Annotated in this window: 18 protein-coding genes and 7 tRNA genes; 21 read left to right on the top strand and 4 right to left on the bottom strand. The window is 23.9% G+C overall.

The window, feature by feature from the left end; all coding sequences use genetic code 11:
- Window positions 1-11: 11 nt before the first annotated feature.
- From H0H38_RS02195 to rplS, 5 genes are all read left to right on the top strand, one after another.
- Window positions 12-776 carry a succinate dehydrogenase/fumarate reductase iron-sulfur subunit gene (locus tag H0H38_RS02195; protein WP_185872663.1) on the top strand — a complete coding sequence of 255 codons (765 nt, stop codon included), beginning with the start codon at window positions 12-14 and terminating at the stop codon, window positions 774-776.
- Window positions 777-786: 10 nt separating this feature from the next.
- Entirely contained in the window at window positions 787-1,743 is a 957-nt protein-coding gene (locus tag H0H38_RS02190) for an acetyl-CoA carboxylase carboxyltransferase subunit alpha (RefSeq protein WP_185872662.1), read from the top strand.
- Between the two features lie 87 nt (window positions 1,744-1,830).
- On the top strand, window positions 1,831-3,315 hold the full coding sequence (dnaB, locus tag H0H38_RS02185) for a replicative DNA helicase (protein WP_185872661.1): 1,485 nt from the start codon (window positions 1,831-1,833) through the stop codon (window positions 3,313-3,315).
- A 481-nt stretch (window positions 3,316-3,796) separates the two neighbouring features.
- Window positions 3,797-5,176, top strand: coding sequence for a phosphoglucosamine mutase (gene glmM, locus H0H38_RS02180; protein ID WP_185872660.1), 1,380 nt, complete (start codon window positions 3,797-3,799; stop codon window positions 5,174-5,176).
- Between the two features lies 1 nt (window position 5,177).
- Window positions 5,178-5,501 (top strand): 50S ribosomal protein L19, encoded by a 324-nt coding sequence (rplS, locus tag H0H38_RS02175; RefSeq protein ID WP_185872659.1) that lies wholly within the window; start codon window positions 5,178-5,180, stop codon window positions 5,499-5,501.
- A 153-nt stretch (window positions 5,502-5,654) separates the two neighbouring features.
- Here rplS and H0H38_RS02170 read toward each other — a convergent pair whose 3' ends face one another.
- Window positions 5,655-5,984 carry a hypothetical protein gene (locus tag H0H38_RS02170; protein WP_185872658.1) on the bottom strand — a complete coding sequence of 110 codons (330 nt, stop codon included), beginning with the start codon at window positions 5,982-5,984 and terminating at the stop codon, window positions 5,655-5,657.
- Window positions 5,985-6,143: 159 nt separating this feature from the next.
- Between H0H38_RS02170 and guaB the strand changes: the two genes are divergently transcribed.
- On the top strand, window positions 6,144-7,622 hold the full coding sequence (guaB, locus tag H0H38_RS02165; protein WP_317168643.1) for an IMP dehydrogenase: 1,479 nt from the start codon (window positions 6,144-6,146) through the stop codon (window positions 7,620-7,622).
- On the opposite strand, the gene H0H38_RS02160 is transcribed toward guaB, so the two are convergent.
- From H0H38_RS02160 to mutS, 3 genes are all read right to left on the bottom strand, one after another.
- Window positions 7,604-7,689 (bottom strand) — tRNA-Leu (locus tag H0H38_RS02160). The genes guaB and H0H38_RS02160 overlap by 19 nt on opposite strands.
- Before the next feature lie 9 nt (window positions 7,690-7,698).
- Window positions 7,699-7,771: transfer RNA gene (locus H0H38_RS02155), tRNA-Gly, on the bottom strand.
- Window positions 7,762-10,386, bottom strand: coding sequence for a DNA mismatch repair protein MutS (gene mutS / locus H0H38_RS02150; protein ID WP_185872657.1), 2,625 nt, complete (start codon window positions 10,384-10,386; stop codon window positions 7,762-7,764). The genes H0H38_RS02155 and mutS overlap by 10 nt, the downstream gene beginning before the upstream one ends.
- A gap of 47 nt (window positions 10,387-10,433) precedes the next feature.
- Here mutS and ileS point away from each other — a divergent pair, with 47 nt between their 5' ends.
- The 15 genes from ileS to rpoB all read left to right on the top strand — a co-directional run bounded on the left by ileS (window position 10,434) and on the right by rpoB (window position 23,145).
- On the top strand, window positions 10,434-13,952 hold the full coding sequence (gene ileS, locus H0H38_RS02145) for an isoleucine--tRNA ligase (protein WP_185872656.1): 3,519 nt from the start codon (window positions 10,434-10,436) through the stop codon (window positions 13,950-13,952).
- A 3-nt stretch (window positions 13,953-13,955) separates the two neighbouring features.
- The gene (locus H0H38_RS02140) at window positions 13,956-14,624 is read left to right on the top strand and encodes a signal peptidase II (RefSeq protein ID WP_185872655.1); all 669 of its coding nucleotides are present in this window, start codon (window positions 13,956-13,958) and stop codon (window positions 14,622-14,624) included.
- An 82-nt stretch (window positions 14,625-14,706) separates the two neighbouring features.
- Window positions 14,707-14,780 (top strand) — tRNA-Thr (locus tag H0H38_RS02135).
- 42 nt (window positions 14,781-14,822) lie between these two features.
- Window positions 14,823-14,906, top strand: a tRNA-Tyr gene (locus H0H38_RS02130).
- A gap of 13 nt (window positions 14,907-14,919) precedes the next feature.
- Window positions 14,920-14,993: transfer RNA gene (locus tag H0H38_RS02125), tRNA-Gly, on the top strand.
- 15 nt (window positions 14,994-15,008) lie between these two features.
- Window positions 15,009-15,080 (top strand) — tRNA-Thr (locus H0H38_RS02120).
- Between the two features lie 20 nt (window positions 15,081-15,100).
- On the top strand, window positions 15,101-16,288 hold the full coding sequence (gene tuf, locus H0H38_RS02115) for an elongation factor Tu (protein ID WP_185872654.1): 1,188 nt from the start codon (window positions 15,101-15,103) through the stop codon (window positions 16,286-16,288).
- 26 nt (window positions 16,289-16,314) lie between these two features.
- A tRNA-Trp gene (locus tag H0H38_RS02110) sits at window positions 16,315-16,388 on the top strand.
- A 24-nt stretch (window positions 16,389-16,412) separates the two neighbouring features.
- Window positions 16,413-16,598 (top strand): preprotein translocase subunit SecE, encoded by a 186-nt coding sequence (gene secE / locus H0H38_RS02105; protein WP_185872653.1) that lies wholly within the window; start codon window positions 16,413-16,415, stop codon window positions 16,596-16,598.
- 19 nt (window positions 16,599-16,617) lie between these two features.
- Entirely contained in the window at window positions 16,618-17,184 is a 567-nt protein-coding gene (gene nusG, locus H0H38_RS02100; protein WP_185872652.1) for a transcription termination/antitermination protein NusG, read from the top strand.
- Complete coding sequence (rplK, locus tag H0H38_RS02095; RefSeq protein ID WP_185872651.1) at window positions 17,181-17,612, top strand: 50S ribosomal protein L11; 432 nt, start codon at window positions 17,181-17,183, stop codon at window positions 17,610-17,612. Before nusG ends, rplK begins: the two co-directional genes overlap by 4 nt.
- A gap of 12 nt (window positions 17,613-17,624) precedes the next feature.
- A complete protein-coding gene (gene rplA, locus H0H38_RS02090) occupies window positions 17,625-18,326 on the top strand; it encodes a 50S ribosomal protein L1 (protein ID WP_185872650.1) in 702 nt (233 codons plus the stop codon).
- A 5-nt stretch (window positions 18,327-18,331) separates the two neighbouring features.
- A complete protein-coding gene (gene rplJ, locus H0H38_RS02085; protein ID WP_185872649.1) occupies window positions 18,332-18,853 on the top strand; it encodes a 50S ribosomal protein L10 in 522 nt (173 codons plus the stop codon).
- 34 nt (window positions 18,854-18,887) lie between these two features.
- A complete protein-coding gene (gene rplL, locus H0H38_RS02080; protein ID WP_185872648.1) occupies window positions 18,888-19,280 on the top strand; it encodes a 50S ribosomal protein L7/L12 in 393 nt (130 codons plus the stop codon).
- A gap of 52 nt (window positions 19,281-19,332) precedes the next feature.
- Window positions 19,333-23,145, top strand: a complete 3,813-nt coding sequence (gene rpoB, locus H0H38_RS02075) for a DNA-directed RNA polymerase subunit beta (RefSeq protein ID WP_185872647.1) — start codon at window positions 19,333-19,335, stop codon at window positions 23,143-23,145.
- Window positions 23,146-23,152: the final 7 nt, after the last annotated feature.

Below are 23,152 nucleotides of genomic sequence, written 5' to 3'. Positions count from 1 at the left end.
AAAATAGATTTATGAAAGCAAAAAAATCTCTTAATTTTACGTTAAAAGTATGGAGGCAAAAAAATAACAAGTCAAATGGCTATTTTAAAACATATAAAATTTATGATATTTCTCCTGATAGTTCATTTTTAGAAATGTTAGATATATTGAATAATAATATTTTATTAGAAAAAAAAGAATTTCCAATTGCTTTTGATCATGATTGTCGTGAAGGTATTTGTGGCATGTGTTCTTTATATATTAATGGAAGAGCTCATGGCCCTGAAAATCTTGCAACTACTTGTCAGTTACATATGAGAAATTTTTGCAATGATGAAATCATTTATGTTGAACCTTGGAGAGCAAAATCATTTCCAATAATTCAAGATTTAATAGTAGACAGATCTTCTTTAGATAGAATTATGATGTCTGGAGGATTTATTTCAGTTGGAACATTTGGGCATACTATAGATGGCAATTTAATTCCTATTGCTAAATCTGATGCAGATAAAGCCTTTGATTCTGCATCTTGTATTGGTTGTGGCGCTTGTATTGCAACATGTAAAAATAAATCTGCAATGTTGTTTGTTGCAGCTAAAATTTCTCATTTAGCCTTATTACCACAAGGAAAAATAGAAAGAAAAAAAAGAGTATTAGATATGGTCCAAAAAATGGATGAAGAAGGGTTTGGAAGTTGTACAAATACTATGGCATGTGAAATAGATTGTCCAAAAGGAATTTCTACTGAAAATATTTCTTTTCTTAATAAAGAATATATTACATCTTTTATACGATAAAATATTAAATATGGAATATTTAGATTTTGAACTTCCTATAAAAAATATTCAGGATCAATATATTAATTGCATGATGATAGAAAAACAAAGCGGAATTGATATGAAAAAAATTCGTTTACAATTGCAATTTAAATTAGAAGAAACTATTAAACATGTACATAAAAATCTTACTCCTTGGCAAAGAGTTCAATTATCTAGACATCCAAATAGACCATATTCGTTAGATTATATATTATCTATTACAAAACAAGAATCATTTATAGAATTACATGGAGATAGACATATTGGAGATGATAAAGCTATAATAGGAGGATTTGGCAAAATAGAAGATATAACATATATGTTTGTTGGAACTCAAAAAGGGAAAAATACCAAAGATAGACAATATAGAAGATTTGGAATGCCTAATCCAGAAGGATATAGAAAAGCATTACGTTTAATGAAATTAGCAGAAAAATTTAAAAAACCTATTGTATCATTTATAGATACTCCTGGTGCGTATCCAGGAATTGAAGCTGAAGAGAAAGGACAAGGAGAAGCAATTGGAAATAATATTTGCGAAATGATGTGTTTAAAAGTTCCTATAATAGTTTTTATTATTGGGGAAGGAGCTAGTGGAGGTGCATTAGGTATTGGAATAGGAGATAAAATATCTATGATGGAAAATTCATGGTTTTCTGTAATTTCTCCTGAAAGTTGTTCTACGATACTTTGGGGTGATTGGAAACATAAAGAAAATGCTGCTAAATCTTTAAAATTAACTTCTTATGATATGCAAAACTTAAATCTTATAGATGATATTATTAAAGAACCTTTAGGAGGAGCACATTTTTGTCCTAATGAAGCCTATTTAGCTATAAAGGAAAAAATTATCGAATATTATAAAGAATTATCTTCTATACAAATAGATAAATTAATTAAAAATAGAAAAACAAAATATATATCTATAGGATATTACGATAATTAAAATATATTAATAATTGTTTTTTGGAATTATTCATTTATTTTTTTATTTCAAAATATTTATTACTTTATAAATTTGAGCATAATCAGTATGAATGATTCCCATTTTCTTCAAAAAGGAAAAATTCCACCTCAATCTATTGATTTAGAAAAAATTATATTAGGATCAATCATGATTGATAAACAAGGATTGCATGAAATAATGAATCTAATTTTTCCTGAAGTTTTTTATAAAAAAAAACATCAATATATATTTAAATCTATTCAAGATTTATATCATAATTCTAATCCAATTGATTTATATACTGTTTCTAATAAACTACGTAAAGAAGGTAAATTAAGTTTTATAGGTGGAGAATTATATTTAATAGAATTAACACAAAAAGTAATTTCTTCTGCTCATGTAGAATATCATAGCCGTATAATTCTGCAAAAATTTTTATTACGAAAATTAATTAATATATCTTCAAATATTATAGAACATTGTTATAATGAAGACACTGATGTTTTTGAATTATTGGATAAAGCAGAATCTGAATTATTTGATATTAATCAAAAATATTTAAATAAAAAAAAATATGAAAATACACGATCACTTATTATACAAGCAATTAATAAAATAAAAAAAATAGGAAAAAATAAAAATGGATTAAGTGGTATTTCTTCTGGATTTTATTATTTAGATAAAATTACTTCTGGATTTCAGAATTCAGATTTAATTATATTAGCATCTAGACCAGGAATGGGAAAAACAACTTTTATGTTATCTATTATTAGAAATATCATATTAGATCAAAATATTCCAGTTGCAGTTTTTTCATTAGAAATGTCTTCTATTCAATTGATAATAAGATTAATTGCTTCAGAAACTGGAATCTCATCAGATAAATTAAAAAAGTCTAATCTTTCAGATTTAGATTGGAAATATTTATTTTATAAAACAAAAAAATTAAAAGAATCTGCCTTACTTATTGATGATACTCCATCCTTATCTTTATTTAATTTTCGGGCAAAATGTCGTCATTTAATTTCTAAACATGGAATCAAATTAGTATGTTTAGATTATATGCAATTAATGGGTATTCATGATAATCCTTCTAATTTTGTAATAAGAAATAGAGAACAAGAAATTTCAATTATTTCTAGAAGTTTAAAATCAATAGCAAAAGAATTAGATATTCCAATTATAGCATTATCGCAATTATCTAGAGCAGTTGAAATGAGAAGTGGAAGAAAAAGACCTATACTTTCGGATTTACGTGAATCAGGTTCTATAGAACAAGATGCAGATCTTGTATTATTTATTTATAGACCTGAATATTATGGATTTGATACATGGGATACATATGGAAAAGAATCTTGTATAGGTCAAGCAGAAATTATTTTATCTAAGCATAGAAATGGAGGATTAGATAAATTTCGTCTTAAATTTATTAGTAATCAATCAAAATTTATTGATTTGGAAAATAATAATGAATCATCATTATTTTCAAAAAAAATAATACATAATAATGATAATAAATTGGTTGTTAATAGTAATGATAGTTTTATTGATGATTCTATACCTCCTAATTAAGTTAATTAAAATTGAATTTTATATGGGGGGGGGTTGGTCTTATCTTATTAATCAAAATAATTTTGTAAACAGTTTAAAAATGATAAAATACAATATTTGTTTAGTAGTGTTATTATTATTTAAATTTTTTCTTTTTTTTGGATTAAAATAAATAATATAATACAATATATAATGTTGAATTTAGTCTAAAAAAATAATTTTTTTTGATAAATTTATAAGTAAAATAAATAATAAACTAAAATAATTTATATAAACAATTTTGTTATATATTATTCATGCCATGCAAAATAAATACATTATAAATATTAATTTTTTTATTAAAAATATTCATATTTCATAATAATATATTATTAATATAATTACTGTAATAATAATTGTTATACCAATTATATATTTTTAAGATTTATTTGTCTCAATAATAAATATTCTTGATTTTTTAAAAATTTTTTGTTTATTTTTGTATATTAAAATCCAATTATTTTTGACACTTGTAACAACTTTATCTGGGATAAGAGGAACATTAGGAGGAGAAATCAATAAAAATTTTACTCTTATAGAAATTATGAATTTTGCAGCAGGATATTCTACATGGTTAAAAAGAAAACGAAAACATAAATTGTGTATTATTTTAGGAAGAGATGGTAGAATAACCTCAATATCATTTCAAACATTTATTATTATTATTTTTAAACATTTTGGTATAAATATTATTGATATTGGACTTACTACTACACCTACTGTTGGTTTTGCTATTTTAAATGAAAAAGTAGATGGAGGGGTAATGTTAACTGCTAGTCATAATCCAAAAAATTGGAATGGTTTAAAATTATTTAATGCTAATGGAGAATTTTTATCTGAAAAAGATTTTAATCAAATTTCTATTATAGTGAAAAAAAAAAAAATTCATTTTGTTCCATATGAAAAATGGGGTAATTGTGTATATGATAATAATTATATTTATAAACATATACAATCTATTTTATCTCTTCCATTAGTAGATAAAAATATTATTAGAAAATTTAAATTTACTATTGTAGTAGATGGAATTAATTCAACAGGAGGAATAGCCATTCCAATGTTATTAGAAGAACTTGGAGTTAAAGTTATAAAAATACATTGTACCCCTAATGGAATCTTTACACATGATCCTGAACCTATAAAAAAAAATTTGAAACAAATTTGTGAAATGGTTCCAAAAATGCATGCTGATTTAGGTATTTCTGTTGATCCAGATGTTGATAGAGCAGTTTTTATTTGTGAAAATGGAAATTTTTTTGGAGAAGAATATACATTAGTATCAATTTCTGATTATATTTTAGAATATCATTTAGGTCCAGTTGTTTCTACTTTATCTTCTTCTCAAGTATTAAAAGATTTATCTATTATGAAAGGTGTTCCTTATTATTCAACACCAGTAGGAGAAGTATACGTAATTAATAAAATGAAACAAGTAAATGCTGTTATTGGTGGAGAAGGAAATGGTGGAATTATTTATCCTCCGTTGCGTTATGGAAGAGATGCATTATTAGGAATATCATTATTTTTAACTTATATAGCTAAATTAGATAAAATTCCATTAACAAAATTAAAAAAAAAATATCCTAATTATTATATGTATAAGAAAAAAATTAAATTGGATAATAATAAAAATATTTATAAAATTTTAGCAAAATTAAAACAATTATATATTGGCCAAAATATGAATTTTCAAGATGGATTAAAAATAAATTTTTTGAAAACAAAAGAATGGATTCATATAAGAAAATCTAATACTGAAAATATTATAAGAATACATATAGAAAGTCCTTATAAAACTAGAGTTCATTTATTATATAAAGAAATTTTAAATAAAATAAAATAATATGTCAAATAATTTTAAACATCAATTAAAAAAAAATATACCTTTTTTTAATTCTGGATATATTATTACTGTTTTTTTTGAAATTAAAGAAGGTGAAAAAACAAGACTTCAAAATTTTAAAGGAATTGTTATTAAAAAACAAGGTAATGGATATACAAAAACTTTTACTGTTAGAAAAATAAGTAGATCTATAGGAATAGAAAGAATATTTTATCTTTATCAACCTAACATCAAAAAAATAGAAATAAATAAAAAAATAAAAGTAAGAAGATCAAAAATTTATTATATTAGATCACTTAAAGGTAAAAAAGCAAAAATAATATAAAAAAAGTAAAAATAAAGAAAAGAGATAAGAAAAAGAATTATTTACTTTACCTTACATTACACTATTTTACATTACCTTAACTAATTAAACTAACTTATAACTAATAACTAAACTAACTAACTTATAATATAATCACCAATAAAATAATAATTATTATTTACTATTTTTTTCATGTTCTTTATCTTCTATTTCTGATTCTTTTGTTGTATTATTTATTTTATCTTTTTCATCTTTATTTGAGCCAGAATTGATAGAAGATTCATCAGTAGTTTTTGATGATTCTTCATCAAGAGAATTTGATGGAGATGGAGATGTTGTAGTAGTATTATCATTTGTTGTATTTTCATTATTTGTTGTATTAATAGTTTTATCATCCTCAGTTATTGTAGGAGGATTTTCATTTTTAGATTTATTACAACTACTTACAAATAAAGATAATGCTAAACAAATTGTAATAATAGTAATTTTTAATTTTTTGATCATAATTAATAATATTTTATTCTAATAAAATTATTTAATATTCATTCAAAGCAAATTTATATAAAAATTTTAAATGAAAAAATATATATAACAAAAAAAAATTAAAATATTTTTTTAGTTTTAAAAATTAATAATTAAGAATATTATAAATTCAATTTTTATATGATAAAAAATAAAATTTTAAAAGAAGCATTAACTTTTGATGATGTTCTTATAATACCATCTTATTCTTCTATTCTTCCATCAGAAGTTTCTTTAAAAACTCATTTAACATCTGATATAATAATGAATATTCCTATTATCAGTGCAGCAATGGATACTGTAACTGAATCTTCTCTAGCGATTTCAATAGCTAGAGAAGGTGGAATTGGTATTATTCATAAAAATATGAATATACAAAATCAATCTAAAGAAGTTTTTTTGGTAAAAAGAAGTGAAAGTGGAATTATAGATGATCCTATTACTTTATCAAGATTTTCTACACTTTATGAGGCTCAATTATTAATGAAAAAACATCATATTTCTGGATTTCCTGTTGTTGAAAATGATAATACATTAATAGGAATAATAACTAAAAGAGATATAAAATATAGAATGGATATTAATTCTTTAGTAGAAAATGTTATGACAAAAAATAAATTAATTGTATCTAATAAAAATATTACTTTAGAAAAAGCTAAAAAAATATTATTAACAGAAAAAGTAGAAAAATTACCACTTGTAGATAACTTTAAAAAGTTAGTTGGATTAGTAACTATTAAAGATATTGATAATATAATTAAATATCCAAATGCATGTAAAGATTCTAAAGGTCGTTTACGAGTAGGAGCTGCAATAGGAATAGAAAAAAATTCTTTAGAGAGAATAGATTCTTTAGTAAAAGAAGGTGTAGATATAATATCTATTGATTCAGCACATGGACATTCTAAATGTGTATTAGATATGATTAAAAAAATCAAAAATAATTTTCCACAACTTGTATTAATTGCTGGAAATATAGTCACAATGGAAGGTGCTAAAGAAATGATTGATGTTGGAACAACAATTGTAAAAGTTGGAATTGGATCTGGATCTATTTGTACTACACGAGTTATTTCTGGAGTAGGAATGCCACAAATTACTGCTATACTTGATGTTTGTAAATATGCTAAAGATAAAAATGTTAATGTCATTTCTGATGGAGGAATAAGATATTCTGGTGATATTGTTAAAGCTATTGCTGCAGGATCCAGTGCTGTAATGATTGGTAGTTTATTTGCTGGAACAGATGAAGCTCCTGGTGAAGAAATTATTTATCAAGGTAGAAAATTTAAAACTTATGTAGGAATGGGGTCTCTAATTGCTATGAATCGAGGAAGTAAAGATAGATATTTACATTTTAATGAAAAATATGTACCAGAAGGAATAGAAGCAAGAGTTCCTTATAGAGGAAAAATTAAAGATATAATTTATCAAATTTGTGGAGGATTACGTTCTGGAATGGGATATTGTGGAGTCACTACTATTCAAGAATTAATGAAAAAAGGAAGATTTGTAAAAATTACTAATTCTGGATTAAAAGAAAATCATCCACATAGCGTCAGCATAACTAAAGAATCTCCAAATTATTTTAATTCTAAAAGTACCCAGGACGGGATTTGAACCCGTACGATCGATAATGATCACAGGATTTTAAGTCCTGTGTGTCTACCTGTTCCACCACCTGGGCATTTATAAAAGCGAGAAACGGGATTCGAACCCGCGACCCCAACCTTGGCAAGGTTGTACTCTACCAACTGAGCTATTCTCGCAAATTATTATTAAATAAATTTATTATTTCTTGTATTTTAATATGTGCGGTTTCTGTAGTTATATTATTAATATTTTTTATTGAATGTAAACAATATATTATTTTTTTTAACAAAAAAAGACATTTTTTTTTATATATATCATCCAAAGTAATCTCATTGATTGTATTTTTTTTTAAAAAATTTTTTGTTTTTGTAAATTGTTTTAGTAATTCATTAGCTCTTATTACTATTGATATAGGCATACCAGATTTTTTTGCTACATAAATTCCATAACTATGTTCAGATCCACCAGAAATTAATTTGCGCATAAAAATAATATTATTCTGATTTTTTTTAATAGAAATATGAAATATTTTTGTTCTTTTTAAATAATTATTTATATTATTTAATTCATGATAATGAGTTGCAAATAGTGTAAGAGGTTTTAAATCTTTTTGATGTAAAAATTCAATAATTGCCCATGCTATTGAAATTCCATCATATGTACTAGTTCCTCTTCCAATTTCATCTAAAATAATGAAACTTCTTTTAGAAATATTGTTTAATATATTTGCTGTTTCATTCATTTCTACCATAAAAGTAGATTCTCCTAAAGAAATATTATCAGATGCACCTACTCTACTAAATAAACTATCTATTAATCCAATTTGTGCATATTTAGCAGGAATAAAACTACCAATATGTGCCATTAATATAATAATAGCAGTTTGTCGTAAAACAGCTGATTTTCCTGACATGTTAGGGCCAGTTATAATCATAATTTGTTGCTTTTTTTTATCTAAAATTATATCATTTGGTATATAATCTATTTTAGATTGGAATTGTTTTTCAATAACTGGATGTCTTCCTTCTTTTATAAAAAATTTTAAAGAATTATCAATATTTGGTTTTTCATAATTATTATCTAATGCAGATTTAGAAAAAGAACATAATACATCTAATTCAGATATTAATTTTGCATTTTTTTGTAAAGGTTTAATTTCTTTTGTCATTTTTTGAATTATGTTATAAAAAATTTCTTTTTCTATAGAAATAATTTTTTGTTCTGCATTTAAAATATTATGTTCAAAAATTTTTAATTTTTCAGTTATATATCTTTTAGCATTACTTAATGTTTGTTTTAGGATCCAATAAGATGGAATTTGTTTTTTATTTGTAGTTTTAATTTCAAAATAAAATCCAAATAAATTATGATATCCAATTTTTAAAGTTGAAATTCCTGTTTTTAATTTTTCTATTTCACATAATTTATTTAAATATTCTTTTTGAGATAAGTACATTAATCGTATTTTATCTAATTCTTGAGAAACACCATTAGCAATTATATTTCCTTTATCTATATTATGTGGAGGATTTGGTTGAAAAAGATTTACAACTTTATTAGATATAAATTCTATATTTTGAAATGACGATATAATTTTACATAAATTATTATAATCCTTTTGATTATATGATAATATTTTTTTTCGTATTTGTATAATCCCAATTATAGATTTATGTAATGTTAATATTTCTCTTGGTGATATTTTGCCAATAGATATTTTAGAAATTATTCTTTCTATATCATAAATATCTTTTAATTTGGTTCTAATAAAATATAATAGTGATTTATTAAGATATAATTCTTTTACTGTATTTTGACGTTGTTTAATTTGTAAAATATTTTTTAATGGAAAAGATATCCAATGTTTTAATAATCTACTCCCCATAGGAGTTAATGTCTGATCAATTACATCTAATAAAGATATGCCTTGTTTATTTTGACTATTAAATATTTCTAAACTTTTAAAAGTAAAATCATCAATCCACATATGATTTTCTTTTTTAATTTTTTTTATATGATTAATATGATGTAATTGTGTATATTGATTATTATATAAATAATTTAATATTGATCCAGAAGCTATTATTCCTAATTTCATATTTTCTATTCCAAATCCTTTTAATGAATTAGTTTTAAAATGATCTGTTAATTTTTCATAAGACAAGGAATAATCAAACATCCAATTTTCTATAGGATATGTATAATAATGATATTTTAATAATTTTTTATATAATTGTTGATCTGTTTTTTGAAAAATAATTTCACTTGGCTTAAAACGTTCTAAATATTGTAAAAGATTAATTTGAGTATCTTCTGTTATAAAAAATTCTCCAGTAGAAATATCTATAAAACTTAATCCAATATTATTATTATTTAAAAATATAGATGCTAAAAAATTATTAGATTTTCTATTTAAAATATTTTCATCAAGTATAACACCAGGAGTTACTATTTGTGTAACACCTCTTTTTACTATATGTTTGCCTTTTTTTGTTTCTATTTGATCACAAATAGCAACACGATATCCAGATTGTATTAATTTTGGTAAAAATGTTGATAATGAATGACATGGAAATCCAGCTAATTTAATATTATTATTTGATCGTTTTGTTAAAACAATATTTAATATTTTAGAACAAATAATTGCATCTTGTCCAAAAATTTCATAAAATTCTCCTACTTGAAATAATAAAATACTATCTATATATTTAGATTTTATATCATTATATTGCTCCATTAATGGAGTTTCGTTCTTTTTTATTATTGAATGGGTATTTTTTTTTTTATTCATAAAATGGAGATTGTTTTATATAATATAAATAGATTATTTTTTTATTTATGAATATAAAATTTAAAGAATATAATAATTTAGATTTAAATAAAATTTCTAATGAAATTTTATTTTTTTGGGAAAAAAATAATTTTTTTCAAAAACGTTTTCAATATAAAAATATTTCTAATCATAGTAGAAAGTCTTTATATATTGTATATGAAGGCCCTCCATCTATGAATGGAGATCCAGGTATACATCATTTTATAGCAAGAACAATTAAAGATATTTTTTGTAGATATTATGCCCTAAAAGGTAAAATAATTATTATCAATCCTGGTTGGGATACACATGGATTACCAATTGAATTAAGTGTAGAAAAACAAATAGGAATCAATAAAGATCATATAGGAAAAAAGATTAGTATAAATACATATAATAATACTTGTAAATCTTTAGTTAATAAATCAATAAAAAAATGGGTTGATTTTACAAAAAAAATAGGATTTTGGTTAAATCATAATAATACATTTATTACTTATAATACAAAATATATAGAAACTATTTGGTGGTTAATTAAAAAATTATATAAAAATAATTTAATATATAGGGGAATGACTATTCAACCTTATTCACCAGCTGCTGGAACTGGATTAAGTTATCATGAATTAAATTTTCCAGGAGCATATAAAGAAATTACTACTTTAACTCCTATTTTTAAATTAACATCTAAAAAAGATTCTTTACCAATACCAAGTAAAATTAGTAATAATATTGTAGGTAAAATATATTTTCTTTCATGGACTACAACTCCATGGACTTTACCTTCTAATATAGCGTTAGCTATTAAATCTGATATATATTATTTATTAGTTGCTATAAATAATAATGATAAAATAGAAAATATAATTTTTTATGAAAATTTAATTAATAAAATATTGCCAATAGAAAAATATTATAAAGTTATTAATTATAATGATATTAATAAATTATCAATTAAAAATAATAAAATACCTTATTGTATTTTATATAAATTTAAAGGCAAAGATTTAATTGGATCAAAATATGAACAATTATTTCCATGGTTTCCTCCTTTTCCTTCTTCAAAAAAGAAAAATGCTTTTAAAGTGGTAAATGGAGATAACTATGTAAATACAAAAGAAGGAACTGGAATTGTTCATATAGCTCCAACATTTGGAATCGATGATTTTGAAATTGCTATAAAACATAATTTACCTTCTATTTTAGTATTAAATGAAAAAAATATACCAGTTCCATTAGTTGATTTAAAAGGAAAATTCTTAAAAAATTGCCCCACTATGTTTAGTGGAAAATATATAAAACAAGAATTTAATAAAAAATTTAATATTTATTTACAAAAACAAGAACATCAATTATTATCAATAGATAAACAAATTATTAATCTTTTAAAAGATAACAATCAATTATTTAAAGCATATCAATATACTCATAATTATCCACATTGTTGGCGAACTAATAAACCAATTATTTATTATCCGTTAGATTCTTGGTTTATACGAACTAATCACATGAAAAATAAATTGATTAATTTGAATCAAAAAATTCATTGGGTTCCAAAATATATTGGAAACAAACGTTTTGAATCTTGGTTAAATAATGTAAAAGATTGGAATTTATCTCGTTCTAGATATTGGGGGACTCCTATGCCAATTTGGAGAACTAAAGATGGGACAGAAAATATAGTAATAGGCTCAATAGAAGAATTATATTTAGAAATAGAAAAATCTATTAAGTATGGATTAATGAAAAAAAATGTTTTACATAAATTTATTCCAGGAAATATGAGTAATGAAAATTATGAAAACATAGATTTGCATACACCATTTTTAGATCAAATAATTCTAGTATCTAAAAATGGCTTGCCTATGACTAGATATCCAGAGTTAATAGATGTTTGGTTTGATTCTGGAGCTATGCCATATGCACAATATCATTATCCATTTGAAAATAAAACATTAATAGATCAAAATATTTTATTTCCAGCAGATTTTATTGCAGAAGGAACAGATCAAATACGAGGATGGTTTTTTACATTACATACTATTAGTTCTTTATTATTTAATTCTATTGCATATAAAACTGTTTTATCTACTGGATTAATATTAGATGAAAAAGGTAAAAAAATGTCAAAAAGTAAGGGAAATACTATTAATCCTTTTCATTTAATTAATGAATACGGAGCAGATGCAATTCGTTGGTATATTATATTTAGTTCTGAACCTTGGGATAATTTAAAATTTAATAAAAAGGAAATTAATATAGTAATTAATAAATTTTTTGGAACACTTCATAATATTTATTCTTTTTTTGCAATCTATGCAAATATTGATGGATTTAATTATAATGTTATTGATAATAATATTTTATTATATGATAATGAGGAAAATGAGGAAAATAATGATTATAAAGAATTAGATTTATGGATTATTTCTGAATTAAATTCCATGATTAAAATGGTGGATTATTATTATTCTAAGTATAATCCTACTAAAGCTGTTCGTATTATTTTTTCATTTGTTTTAAATAAATTGAGTAATTGGTATATTAGAATATGTAGAAGAAGATTTTGGAAGGAAAATTATACAGAAACTAAAGTAACAGCATATAAAATTCTTTATAATAGTTTAATTACTGTTGCTAAATTAAGCTCCCCTATTATACCTTTTTTTGCTGAAAGAATATTTTTAGATCTTAATTCTATTACAAAACAAGATAATTTTAAAAGTGTTCATCTTAGTAAGTTTCCAACGTATAATTATCATTTAATAAATAATCAATTAGAAAAAAAAATGATTTTAATTCAAAGGATTACTAATTTAGTGTTTTCACTCAGAAAAAAAAATAACATTAAAATCAGGCAGCCATTACAACGTATTATTATTGGAATTAAAGACAAAAAAAATAAAATTCATTTTACAAAATATGCAAATATTTTTAAAATGGAAATTAATATAAAAGATGTTGAAATAGTTGATAATATTTATAATAAATATTCAAATATAATAAAGAAAACAATTGAACCTGCTTATAATTTATTAGGACCTAAATTTGGAAATTTAACTCAAAAAATAGCTAATATTATTAAAAAATTAAATACCAAAGACATTGAAGACTTTGAAAAAAATCAACAATATACTATTTATTTAAAAGGACAAAATATTTTGTTATCTATTAAAGATGTTAAAATCATTAATAAATGTGTAAAATATTGGGATATTTTATCTAATGAAGATGTGACTGTAGCATTAGATTTAAATATTTCCAATTCTCTTTTAGAAGAAGGCATAATCAGAGATTTAATAAGAAATATTCAAAAATTAAGAAAAATTAATAATTGTATAGTCACTGAGAAAATATTAATAATAATTTATATAAATAATAAAAAATTAATATTTATTATTAATAAATATAAAAATTATATATGTAAAGAAACTTTATCAAATAATTTATTAATAAAAGAATATAATAAAAATAATGTAAAACAAATAGGAGAAAAAATAATTCTTGGTAAAGAATTAATATATATAATAATTAAAAAAATTTAAATTGTGAAAAAGATTCTTTGTAGTATTAGTATTTTATCTATTTTAATAGATCAATTTATAAAAATTTATGTTAAAACTCATTTCATTCCTGGCTCTGGTATTTATATTTTTTCTTTTTTTTGGATTTTTTTTGTAGAAAATCCTGGAATGGCTTATGGATATTATCTTTTACCTGGATATAGTGGAAAATTATATTTAAGTATACTTCGTTTAATATTTATTATAATAATTTTATCTTTTATTATAATATTTTATAAAAAATATAAATATAATAAATATTCAAATTATTTAATTTTTCCTTTAGTTTTAATATGTTCAGGTTCTATTGGAAATTTTTTTGATAGTGCTTTATATGGACTATTATTTAATACTGGAACTATTTATAATCACACAATTCACAAATGGGTTTCATATTCAGAAATTTCTAATTTTAATAATTTTATTTGTTTCAATCAAAAAGGAGGATATGCTTCATTCATGAATGGTTGTGTAGTAGATATGTTTTATTTACCTATAATTGATACATATATACCTTATAATATTCCTATTATTGGAGGATATAAAATAAAATTTTTTCAATTTATTTTTAATTTTGCTGATATATTAATAACATTAGGAATAATTTTATTATTTTTTTTCAAAAATAAAATTAAAAAAATAAAGTTTTTTTAAAAAATTATTATTTTTTTGAGATTTATAAAAATCTCTATAGATTTGTGATTACATGATTTTTTATTAGTAATCCATTAAACAAGCCGGTGTAGCTCAGTTGGTCAGAGCACGTGATTTGTAATCTCGGGGGCGTGGGTTCGAATCCCTCTACCGGCTTTTTAAAAAAGACTAAATAGTAAATATGCTGTAGTGTATGTAGGGGAGATACTCAAGTTTGGTTAACGAGGACAGACTGTAAATCTGTTGGCATTGCCTTCGCAGGTTCGAATCCTGCTCTCCCCATTTGTTAAAAAATGCGGAAGTAGCTCAGTTGGCAAGAGCATCAGCCTTCCAAGTTGAAAGTCGCGGGTTCGAATCCCGTCTTCCGCTCTTGATTTTATTATGGCCAATGTAGCTCAGTGGAAGAGCACTTCCTTGGTAAGGAAGAGGTCACGGGTTCAAATCCCGCCATTGGCTTGTTTTTTAATTAATTGATCATGGTAAAAAAAAAATTTAAAAGAGATAAACCACATTTAAATATAGGAACTACTGGTCATGTAGATCATGGAAAAACTACGTTAACAGCTGCTATAACCAAAGTTTTATCAGAAATTGGATTAGCTGAAGAAAAGAGTTTTGATGCAATTGATAATGCACCTGAAGAAAAAGAAAGAGGAATTACTATAAATACTTCTCATGTAGAATATGAAACTATTAAACGTCATTATGCACATGTTGATTGTCCTGGACATGCAGATTATATTAAAAATATGATCACAGGGGCAGCTCAAATGGATGGAGCTATTTTAGTTGTTGCAGCGACAGATGGTCCGATGCCACAAACTAGAGAACATATTTTATTAGCACGTCAAGTAGGAGTCCCTAAAATTGTTGTTTTTATAAATAAAGTAGATCAAGTAGAAGATCCTGAATTATTAGAACTAGTAGAAATGGAAATCAGAGAATTATTATCCAAGTATGAATACGATGGAGAAAATATTCCTATTGTACAAGGATCTGCACTTGGTGCATTAAATGGAGATAAAAAATGGATTGAAAAAATAAAAGATTTGATGAATGTATTAGATGAATATATTCCAAATCCTATTCGTGAAATAGATAAATCATTTTTAATGCCTGTAGAAGATGTATTTACAATTACAGGAAGAGGTACAGTTGCTACTGGTAGAATAGAAAGTGGAATAATTAATACTGGAGATATAGTAGAAATTATTGGGCTTGGAGAAAAAAAATTAACATCTACAGTAACTGGAGTAGAAATGTTTAGAAAAATTTTAGATAATGGACAAGCTGGAGATAATGTGGGATTATTATTACGTGGTATAGAAAAAAAAGATATTAGACGTGGAATGGTAATTTCATCGCCTGGGACAGTTAATCCTTATAAAAAATTTAAAGCAAAAGTATATATTTTAACAAAAGAAGAAGGTGGAAGACATACATCATTTCATAATAAATATAGACCACAATTTTATTTACGTACTACAGATGTTACTGGTGAAATTCAGTTAGCAGATGGAGTGGAAATGGTAATGCCAGGAGATAATATATCAATGGAAGTTACTTTAAATCAACCAATTGCGTTAAGTAAAAATTTACGTTTTGCTATTAGAGAAGGAGGAAAAACAGTTGGAGCAGGACAAGTTGTATCAATTATTAATTAGTAAATTAAATATAAATAAACATTTACACGGATGTAGCTTAGATAGGTAGAGCATCGGTCTCCAAAACCGAAGGTCGTAAGTTCGATTCTTACCATCCGTGCAAAAAAATAAATATTATTTTTTTGTGAAAAAAACTTCTTATTTTATAGAAATATATAATGAATTATTTCATCATATAACATGGACTGATTGGAAAACTTTAAAACAAACTACCTTTGTAGTATTTTTTATGTCAATATTATTCTCCATATTTTTATATGGAGTAGATCAAATTTTCATTTTTTTTATAAAAAAAATTTTTTCTTTTTAAAATTAAAAAAAAAATTAACATGGGAAATTTAAAAAGAAAATGGTATGTTTTAAAAACTATTAGTGGACAAGAAAATAAAGTTAAATCATATATAGAACATGAAATAAAAAATAATGGATTTCAAGAACACATAGGAAAAGTATTAGTGCCTATTGAAAAAGTGATTCATATGAGAAAAGGAAAAAAAATTCATAGAGAAAAAGTTCATTATCCAGGATATGTTATGATAGAAGCATTTCTTGAATTAAAAGCTGTTCATGCTATCAAAAATGTCCCTGGAGTAATTAATTTTTTAAGTGATAAAAAAGGAGGGGATGCCGTTCCTATGAGAAAAGAAGAAGTTGATAAAATGTTAGGGTTAGGAGGCAATGAAAATATGGACAAGTTATCTCAACATTATGTAAATATTAATTTACCTTTTTTAGTTGGAGAAACTATTAAAGTAATAGATGGGCCTTTTAATGGATTTAATGGAACTATTGAAAAAATAAATCAAGAAAAAAGAAAATTAGAATTATCTGTTCTTATTTTTGGTAGAAAAACTCCATTAGAATTAAATTTTACACAAATAGAAAAAATTTTATGATAAATCATAAACATTTGATAAAAAAAATAAAAATTCAAAAAATATACGGAGGTCAAGCTAATCCATCACCTCCTATTGGTCCTATTTTAGGTAGTTCAGGAGTAAATATTATGGAATTTTGTAAACAATATAATAATAAAACTAAAGAATGGAAAGGTGAATTATGCCCAGTTATTATTAGTCTTTATCAAGATAAATCTTTTTCTTTTATAATTAAACAACCTCCAGTATCTATTCAATTACTTAATTTAATAGATAAAAAAAAAGGATCAAAAGAATCAAATCGTGATAAAATAGGGACAATAAGTATGGATAAAATTAAAATTATTGCTAATAATAAAATAAAAGATATGAATTGTTATTCTATTAAATCTGCTATTTCTATGATTATTGGAACTGCAAAATCTATGGGTATTGATATTATGTGAATAAAAATAATAATGACAAAAAAAAAATTAACAAAAAATAAAAAAAAATTTTTAAATAAAATAGAAAAAAAAGAATATTCTTTAGAAGAAGGAATATCTATGATTAAAAAAATTACTTTTGTTAAATTTGATTCTTCTATAGATCTTGCTATTCGTTTAAAGATCAATAAACGTTATAAAAATCAAATTTTAAAAGGTATTATTAAATTTCCACATGGATTAGGAAAACATATTAGGATTTTAGCATTAGTTCCTAAAGAACAAGAACTAAAAGTTAAAGAATCTGGTGCAGATTATGTTGGATTAGATTATATTAATAAACTTAAATCTGGTTGGACCAATGTAGATATTATTATAGCTATTCCATCTATTATGCATAAATTATTAGATATAGGAAAAATATTAGGCCCAAAAGGTTTAATGCCAAATCCTAAATTAGAGACTGTAACTAATGATCCATGTAAAGCTATACAAGAAATTAAATCTGGAAAAAGATCATTTAAATCGGATCATTATGGAATTATACATTCTTCTATTGGAAAAATTTCTTTTTCTTCCAATTATTTATTAGATAATGCCAATGCACTATTTAAACAAATAATTTATAATAGTAAAGAGAGTCTAAGTGCATTTGATGGAATTCATAAAATATATATATCATCTACTATGAGTAATAGTATTTTAATAACTTTAAAAAGTTTAGCATTTAAATAAAAATAATGAAAAAGGAACAAAAAATAAAATATATTTTAAATTTATATTCATTATTACATAATAATAATTCCATTTATATAATGGATATATCAGGATTAAATTCTAATCAAATTTGTAATTTAAGAAAACAATTTTATACCACCATTAATGTAAAAATGATAGTAGTTAAAAATACTCTTTTAGAACAAGCTTTTAAAAAAAATAACAAATTTTTACCATTGTCTCCATTATTAAAAGGAAATACATCTATTTTATGTTCTAATTCAGGAAATATACCATCTAAAATTATAAAAAAATTTCATATTGATGAAAATTTAGAAAAACCTTCTTTAAAAGGGGCATATATAGAGGAATCTTTTTATTTTGGAAATAAAGATTTAGATATATTAATTAATTTAAAATCCAAAAAAGATTTAATTTTAGATCTTATTCATTCGATTCAATATCCAATAAAACAGATTTTGTTATCTTTAGGTAAAGATCAATTATTTAAAATTTTTGATTCATTAAAAAAACTGACAAATTGAATAAGATTAAGATAAAGATAAATTGAATAATAAGATGATAAAAAAATTAGCAGAACAATTAGTTAATTTGACTGTAAAAGAAATTAATGAATTAGCAAAATTGTTAAAAACAGATTATGGCATTGAACCTACTACTATTACTTCATCATTAAACAATGCTTCTACTATAAATGCTGACAAAATAGGAAATAATATTTCTACTAACCAAGAAGAAAAAAATGTTTTTGATTTAGTTTTAAAATCTTTAGGTAATTCTAAATTATCTTTAGTAAAATTAGTAAAAGAAATCACTGGTAAAGGATTAAAAGAATCTAAAGAAATAGTAGATAATATTCCACAAATAATTAAAAAATCTGTAGATAAAAAAGAAGCAGAAATAATCAAAAAAAAATTTGAAGATATAGGATCAAATATTGAATTAAGATAAATTCAAATGTGCAAAATATTTTTATTAGAAATTTAAATTACTGTTAATACAGGTGAATACAAAGAAAAATTCAGATAGAATTTCTTTTGCTTCAGTCGAAAGAAATGTAGATTATCCTGATTTTTTGGATATTCAAATACAATCATTCAAAGAATTTTTTCAAATTGATACAAAACCAGAGAATAGAAAAAATGAAGGTTTGTTTAAAGCATTTAATGAAATTTTTCCAATTTCAGATGCTAGAAATTCTTTTGTTTTAGAATTCAAAGGTTATACTATAGATTCTCCTAGATATTCAATAGAAGAATGTCTGGAAAGAGGATTAACATATAGTATTCCTTTAAGAGCAAAATTAAAATTATATTGTACAGATCCTGAACACGAAGATTTTGAAACTGTATATCAAGAGGTCTATCTTGGAACATATCCATATATGACACCATCAGGTTCATTTATTTTTAATGGGTCTGAACGTGTTATTGTTTCTCAACTTCATCGTTCTCCTGGAGTATTTTTTAGTCAATCTCATCATTCTAATGGAACTAAATTATATTCAGCTCGAATTATTCCATTTAAAGGTTCTTGGATTGAATTTGCTACAGACATTAATAATGTCATGTATGCATATATTGATAGAAAGAAAAAATTACCAATGACTACTTTGCTTAGATCTATTGGTTATGAAAGAGATAAAGATATATTAGAAATATTTAATTTAGCAGAAGAAATAATCATAGAAAAAATTAATATAAATAATTTAATAGGTAAAGTATTAGCTGCTAGAGTGCTTAATATTTGGCATGAAGATTTTGTAGATGAAGAAACTGGAGAAGTAATTTCGTTGGAAAAAAATGAAATTTTAATTGAAAGAGATATTCTTATAGAAAAAGAACAAATAAATATTATTTATGAACATGATATAAAAACTATTTTAGTACATAAAAAATATGGAAAAAATAAAGATTATTCTATTATTTATAATACTTTACAAAAAGATCCTACTAATTCTGAAAAAGAAGCTGTAGAATATATTTATAGACAGTTAAGAAATTCTGATCCGCCAGATGAAGAAACGGCTAGAGGAGTTATAGATAAATTATTTTTTTCTGATACTAGATATAGTTTAGGACCAGTTGGCAGATATCGTTTAAATAAACGTCTGGGATTAAATATTAATCAATCGTCTTTAGTTTTAACTAAAGAAGATATTATTGCTATTGTTGAACATTTAAATGCTTTATCAAATTCAAAAAGAGAGGTAGATGATATAGATCATTTATCTAATAGACGTGTTCGAACTGTAGGAGAACAATTATTAACACAGTTTAGTATTGGATTATCTAGAATGGCTAGAACAATTAGAGAAAGAATGAATGTGCGTGATAATGAAGTGTTTATGCCTGTAGATTTGATTAATTCTAAAACATTATCTTCTGTAATTAATACTTTTTTTGGGACAAACCAATTATCTCAATTTATGGATCAAACTAATCCATTGTCTGAAATTACTCATAAACGAAGATTATCAGCATTAGGTCCTGGTGGATTATCTAGAGAAAGAGCTGGATTTGAAGTTAGAGATGTTAATTATTCTCATTATGGAAGATTATGTCCAATAGAAACTCCAGAAGGCCCAAATATTGGATTGATATCTTCTCTGGCTGTTTTTGCAAAAATAAATCCAATGGGATTTGTTGAAACTCCTTATCGATTAGGAAATCATGGAAAAGTCAATATGAAATCAATACAATATTTTAGTGCTGAAGAAGAAGAAGGAAAAATTATAGCTCAAGCAAATGCTATAGATCAATATGGAAATTTTTTATCTAATAGAATCATTGCTAGAAAAGATGGGGATTTTCCGATAGTAACTCCTAATGAAGTGAATTATATCGATTTAACACCTAATCAAATTGCTTCTATATCTGCTTCTTTAATTCCTTTTTTAGAACATGATGATGCTAATAGAGCACTTATGGGATCTAATATGATGAGACAAGCTGTTCCATTATTAAAACCAGAAACTCCTATTGTAGGAACGGGTTTAGAAAAACAAGTAGCTAAAGATTCAAGAATTTTAATTCATGCCAAATATGATGGACATGTAGATTATGTAGATGCAAAAAAAATTATTATTTCTCAAAAACGACTTAAAATAGAAAATTTAGTTAGTTTTGACTCCAAAATTAAAACGTATAATTTAGTTAAGTTTAGAAAAACAAATCAAAATACTTGTATTAATTTAAAACCTATTGTTAGAAAAGGAATGATAGTTAAAAAAGGGCAAATTTTATGTGAAGGATATGCTACAGAAAATGGAGAATTAGCTTTAGGTAGAAATTTAAGAGCAGCATTTATTCCTTGTAATGGATATAATTTTGAAGATGCTGTATTAATTTCTGAAAAAGTAGTTAGCGAAGATTGGTTTACTTCAATTCATATTGATGAATATTCTTTAGATGTTAGGGATACAAAATTAGGAATGGAAGAATTAACAAATGATATTCCTAATGTTAGTGAAGAAGCTACAAAAAATTTAGATGAAAATGGTATTATAAGAATTGGAGCAGAGGTAAACCCAGGAGATATTTTGATAGGTAAAATTACTCCTAAAGGAGAATCTGATCCTACACCTGAAGAAAAATTATTAAGAGCTATTTTTGGAGATAAAGCAGGAAATGTAAAAGATGCTTCTTTAAGAGCAGAGCCTTCTTTATTTGGAGTTGTTATTGATACTAAATTATTTACTAGAAGTATAAAGGATAAAAAATCTAGAATTCAGGATAAAATCAAAATAGATAAAATAGAAAAAGAATATAATAAAGAACTTATTGAATTAAAAAATAAATTATTAAAAAAATTATTTTCCATATTAAATGGTAAAATATCTAAAAAAATTTATTATTATGAAAATAATAAAGAAATTATCAAATCAGGAACGATATTTACGATGAAATTATTAAATAGCATACAAGATTATTTAATAGTTAATCATTATGATTGGACTAATGATATAACAATTAATAATTTAATTTCTGAGATATTTCATAATTATGAAATTGCAATAAAAAATGCATATAATATTTTTCAACATAAAAAAATTTCTATCTCCGTAGGAGATGAACTACCATCTGGAATTATTAAAATGGCTAAAGTTTATATAGCAAAAAAAAGAAAATTAAAAATAGGAGATAAAATGGCTGGAAGACATGGAAATAAAGGTGTAGTTGCCCGTATTTTACGTGAAGAAGATATGCCATTTTTAGAAGATGGCACACCAGTAGATATAGTATTAAATCCTTTAGGTGTTCCTTCTAGAATGAATATAGGACAAATCTATGAAACAGTTTTAGGTTTAGCAGGATATAAATTGAATGTTAAGTTTTCTACTCCTATATTTGATGGGGCTACTATCGATAATATTACAGAATATACAAATAAAGCAAATATTCCTAAATTTGGAACTACTTATTTATTTGATGGAGGAACTGGAGAACGTTTTGATCAACCTGCTACAGTTGGTGTTATATATATGTTAAAATTAGGACATATGGTAGATGATAAAATGCATGCACGATCAATAGGCCCTTATTCCCTTATTACTCAACAACCTTTAGGTGGAAAATCTCAATTTGGAGGACAAAGATTTGGAGAAATGGAAGTTTGGGCCTTGGAAGCATTTGGTGCATCTAATATTTTACGTGAAATGTTAACAGTAAAATCAGATGATGTTGTAGGTAGAGCAAAAACTTATGAAGCTATAGTAAAAGGAGATCCTATGCCAGATCCTAATAATCCGGAATCATTTAATGTGTTATGTTATGAATTAAAAGGATTAGGATTAGATATTCATTTAGAGGAATAAATAATTT

It is taken from the genome of Blattabacterium cuenoti, assembly GCF_014252355.1.
GTDB classification, from domain to species: domain Bacteria; phylum Bacteroidota; class Bacteroidia; order Flavobacteriales; family Blattabacteriaceae; genus Blattabacterium; species Blattabacterium cuenoti_AD.
The sequence above is the reverse complement of the archived record's forward strand: the minus strand, read 5'-3'. Positions and strand labels throughout refer to the sequence as shown.

Bases quoted from the DNA above. Each gene is read 5' to 3' on its own strand.
- H0H38_RS02195 (WP_185872663.1), top strand. From the start codon at position 12: ATGAAAGCAAAAAAATCTCTTAATTTTACGTTAAAAGTATGGAGGCAA.
- H0H38_RS02190 (WP_185872662.1), top strand. From the start codon at position 787: ATGGAATATTTAGATTTTGAACTTCCTATAAAAAATATTCAGGATCAA.
- dnaB (WP_185872661.1), top strand. From the start codon at position 1,831: ATGAATGATTCCCATTTTCTTCAAAAAGGAAAAATTCCACCTCAATCT.
- rplS (WP_185872659.1), top strand. From the start codon at position 5,178: ATGTCAAATAATTTTAAACATCAATTAAAAAAAAATATACCTTTTTTT.
- H0H38_RS02170 (WP_185872658.1), bottom strand. From the start codon at position 5,984: ATGATCAAAAAATTAAAAATTACTATTATTACAATTTGTTTAGCATTA.
- guaB (WP_317168643.1), top strand. From the start codon at position 6,144: ATGATAAAAAATAAAATTTTAAAAGAAGCATTAACTTTTGATGATGTT.
- mutS (WP_185872657.1), bottom strand. From the start codon at position 10,386: ATGAATAAAAAAAAAAATACCCATTCAATAATAAAAAAGAACGAAACT.
- ileS (WP_185872656.1), top strand. From the start codon at position 10,434: ATGAATATAAAATTTAAAGAATATAATAATTTAGATTTAAATAAAATT.
- tuf (WP_185872654.1), top strand. From the start codon at position 15,101: ATGGTAAAAAAAAAATTTAAAAGAGATAAACCACATTTAAATATAGGA.
- nusG (WP_185872652.1), top strand. From the start codon at position 16,618: ATGGGAAATTTAAAAAGAAAATGGTATGTTTTAAAAACTATTAGTGGA.
- rplK (WP_185872651.1), top strand. From the start codon at position 17,181: ATGATAAATCATAAACATTTGATAAAAAAAATAAAAATTCAAAAAATA.
- rplA (WP_185872650.1), top strand. From the start codon at position 17,625: ATGACAAAAAAAAAATTAACAAAAAATAAAAAAAAATTTTTAAATAAA.
- rplJ (WP_185872649.1), top strand. From the start codon at position 18,332: ATGAAAAAGGAACAAAAAATAAAATATATTTTAAATTTATATTCATTA.
- rplL (WP_185872648.1), top strand. From the start codon at position 18,888: ATGATAAAAAAATTAGCAGAACAATTAGTTAATTTGACTGTAAAAGAA.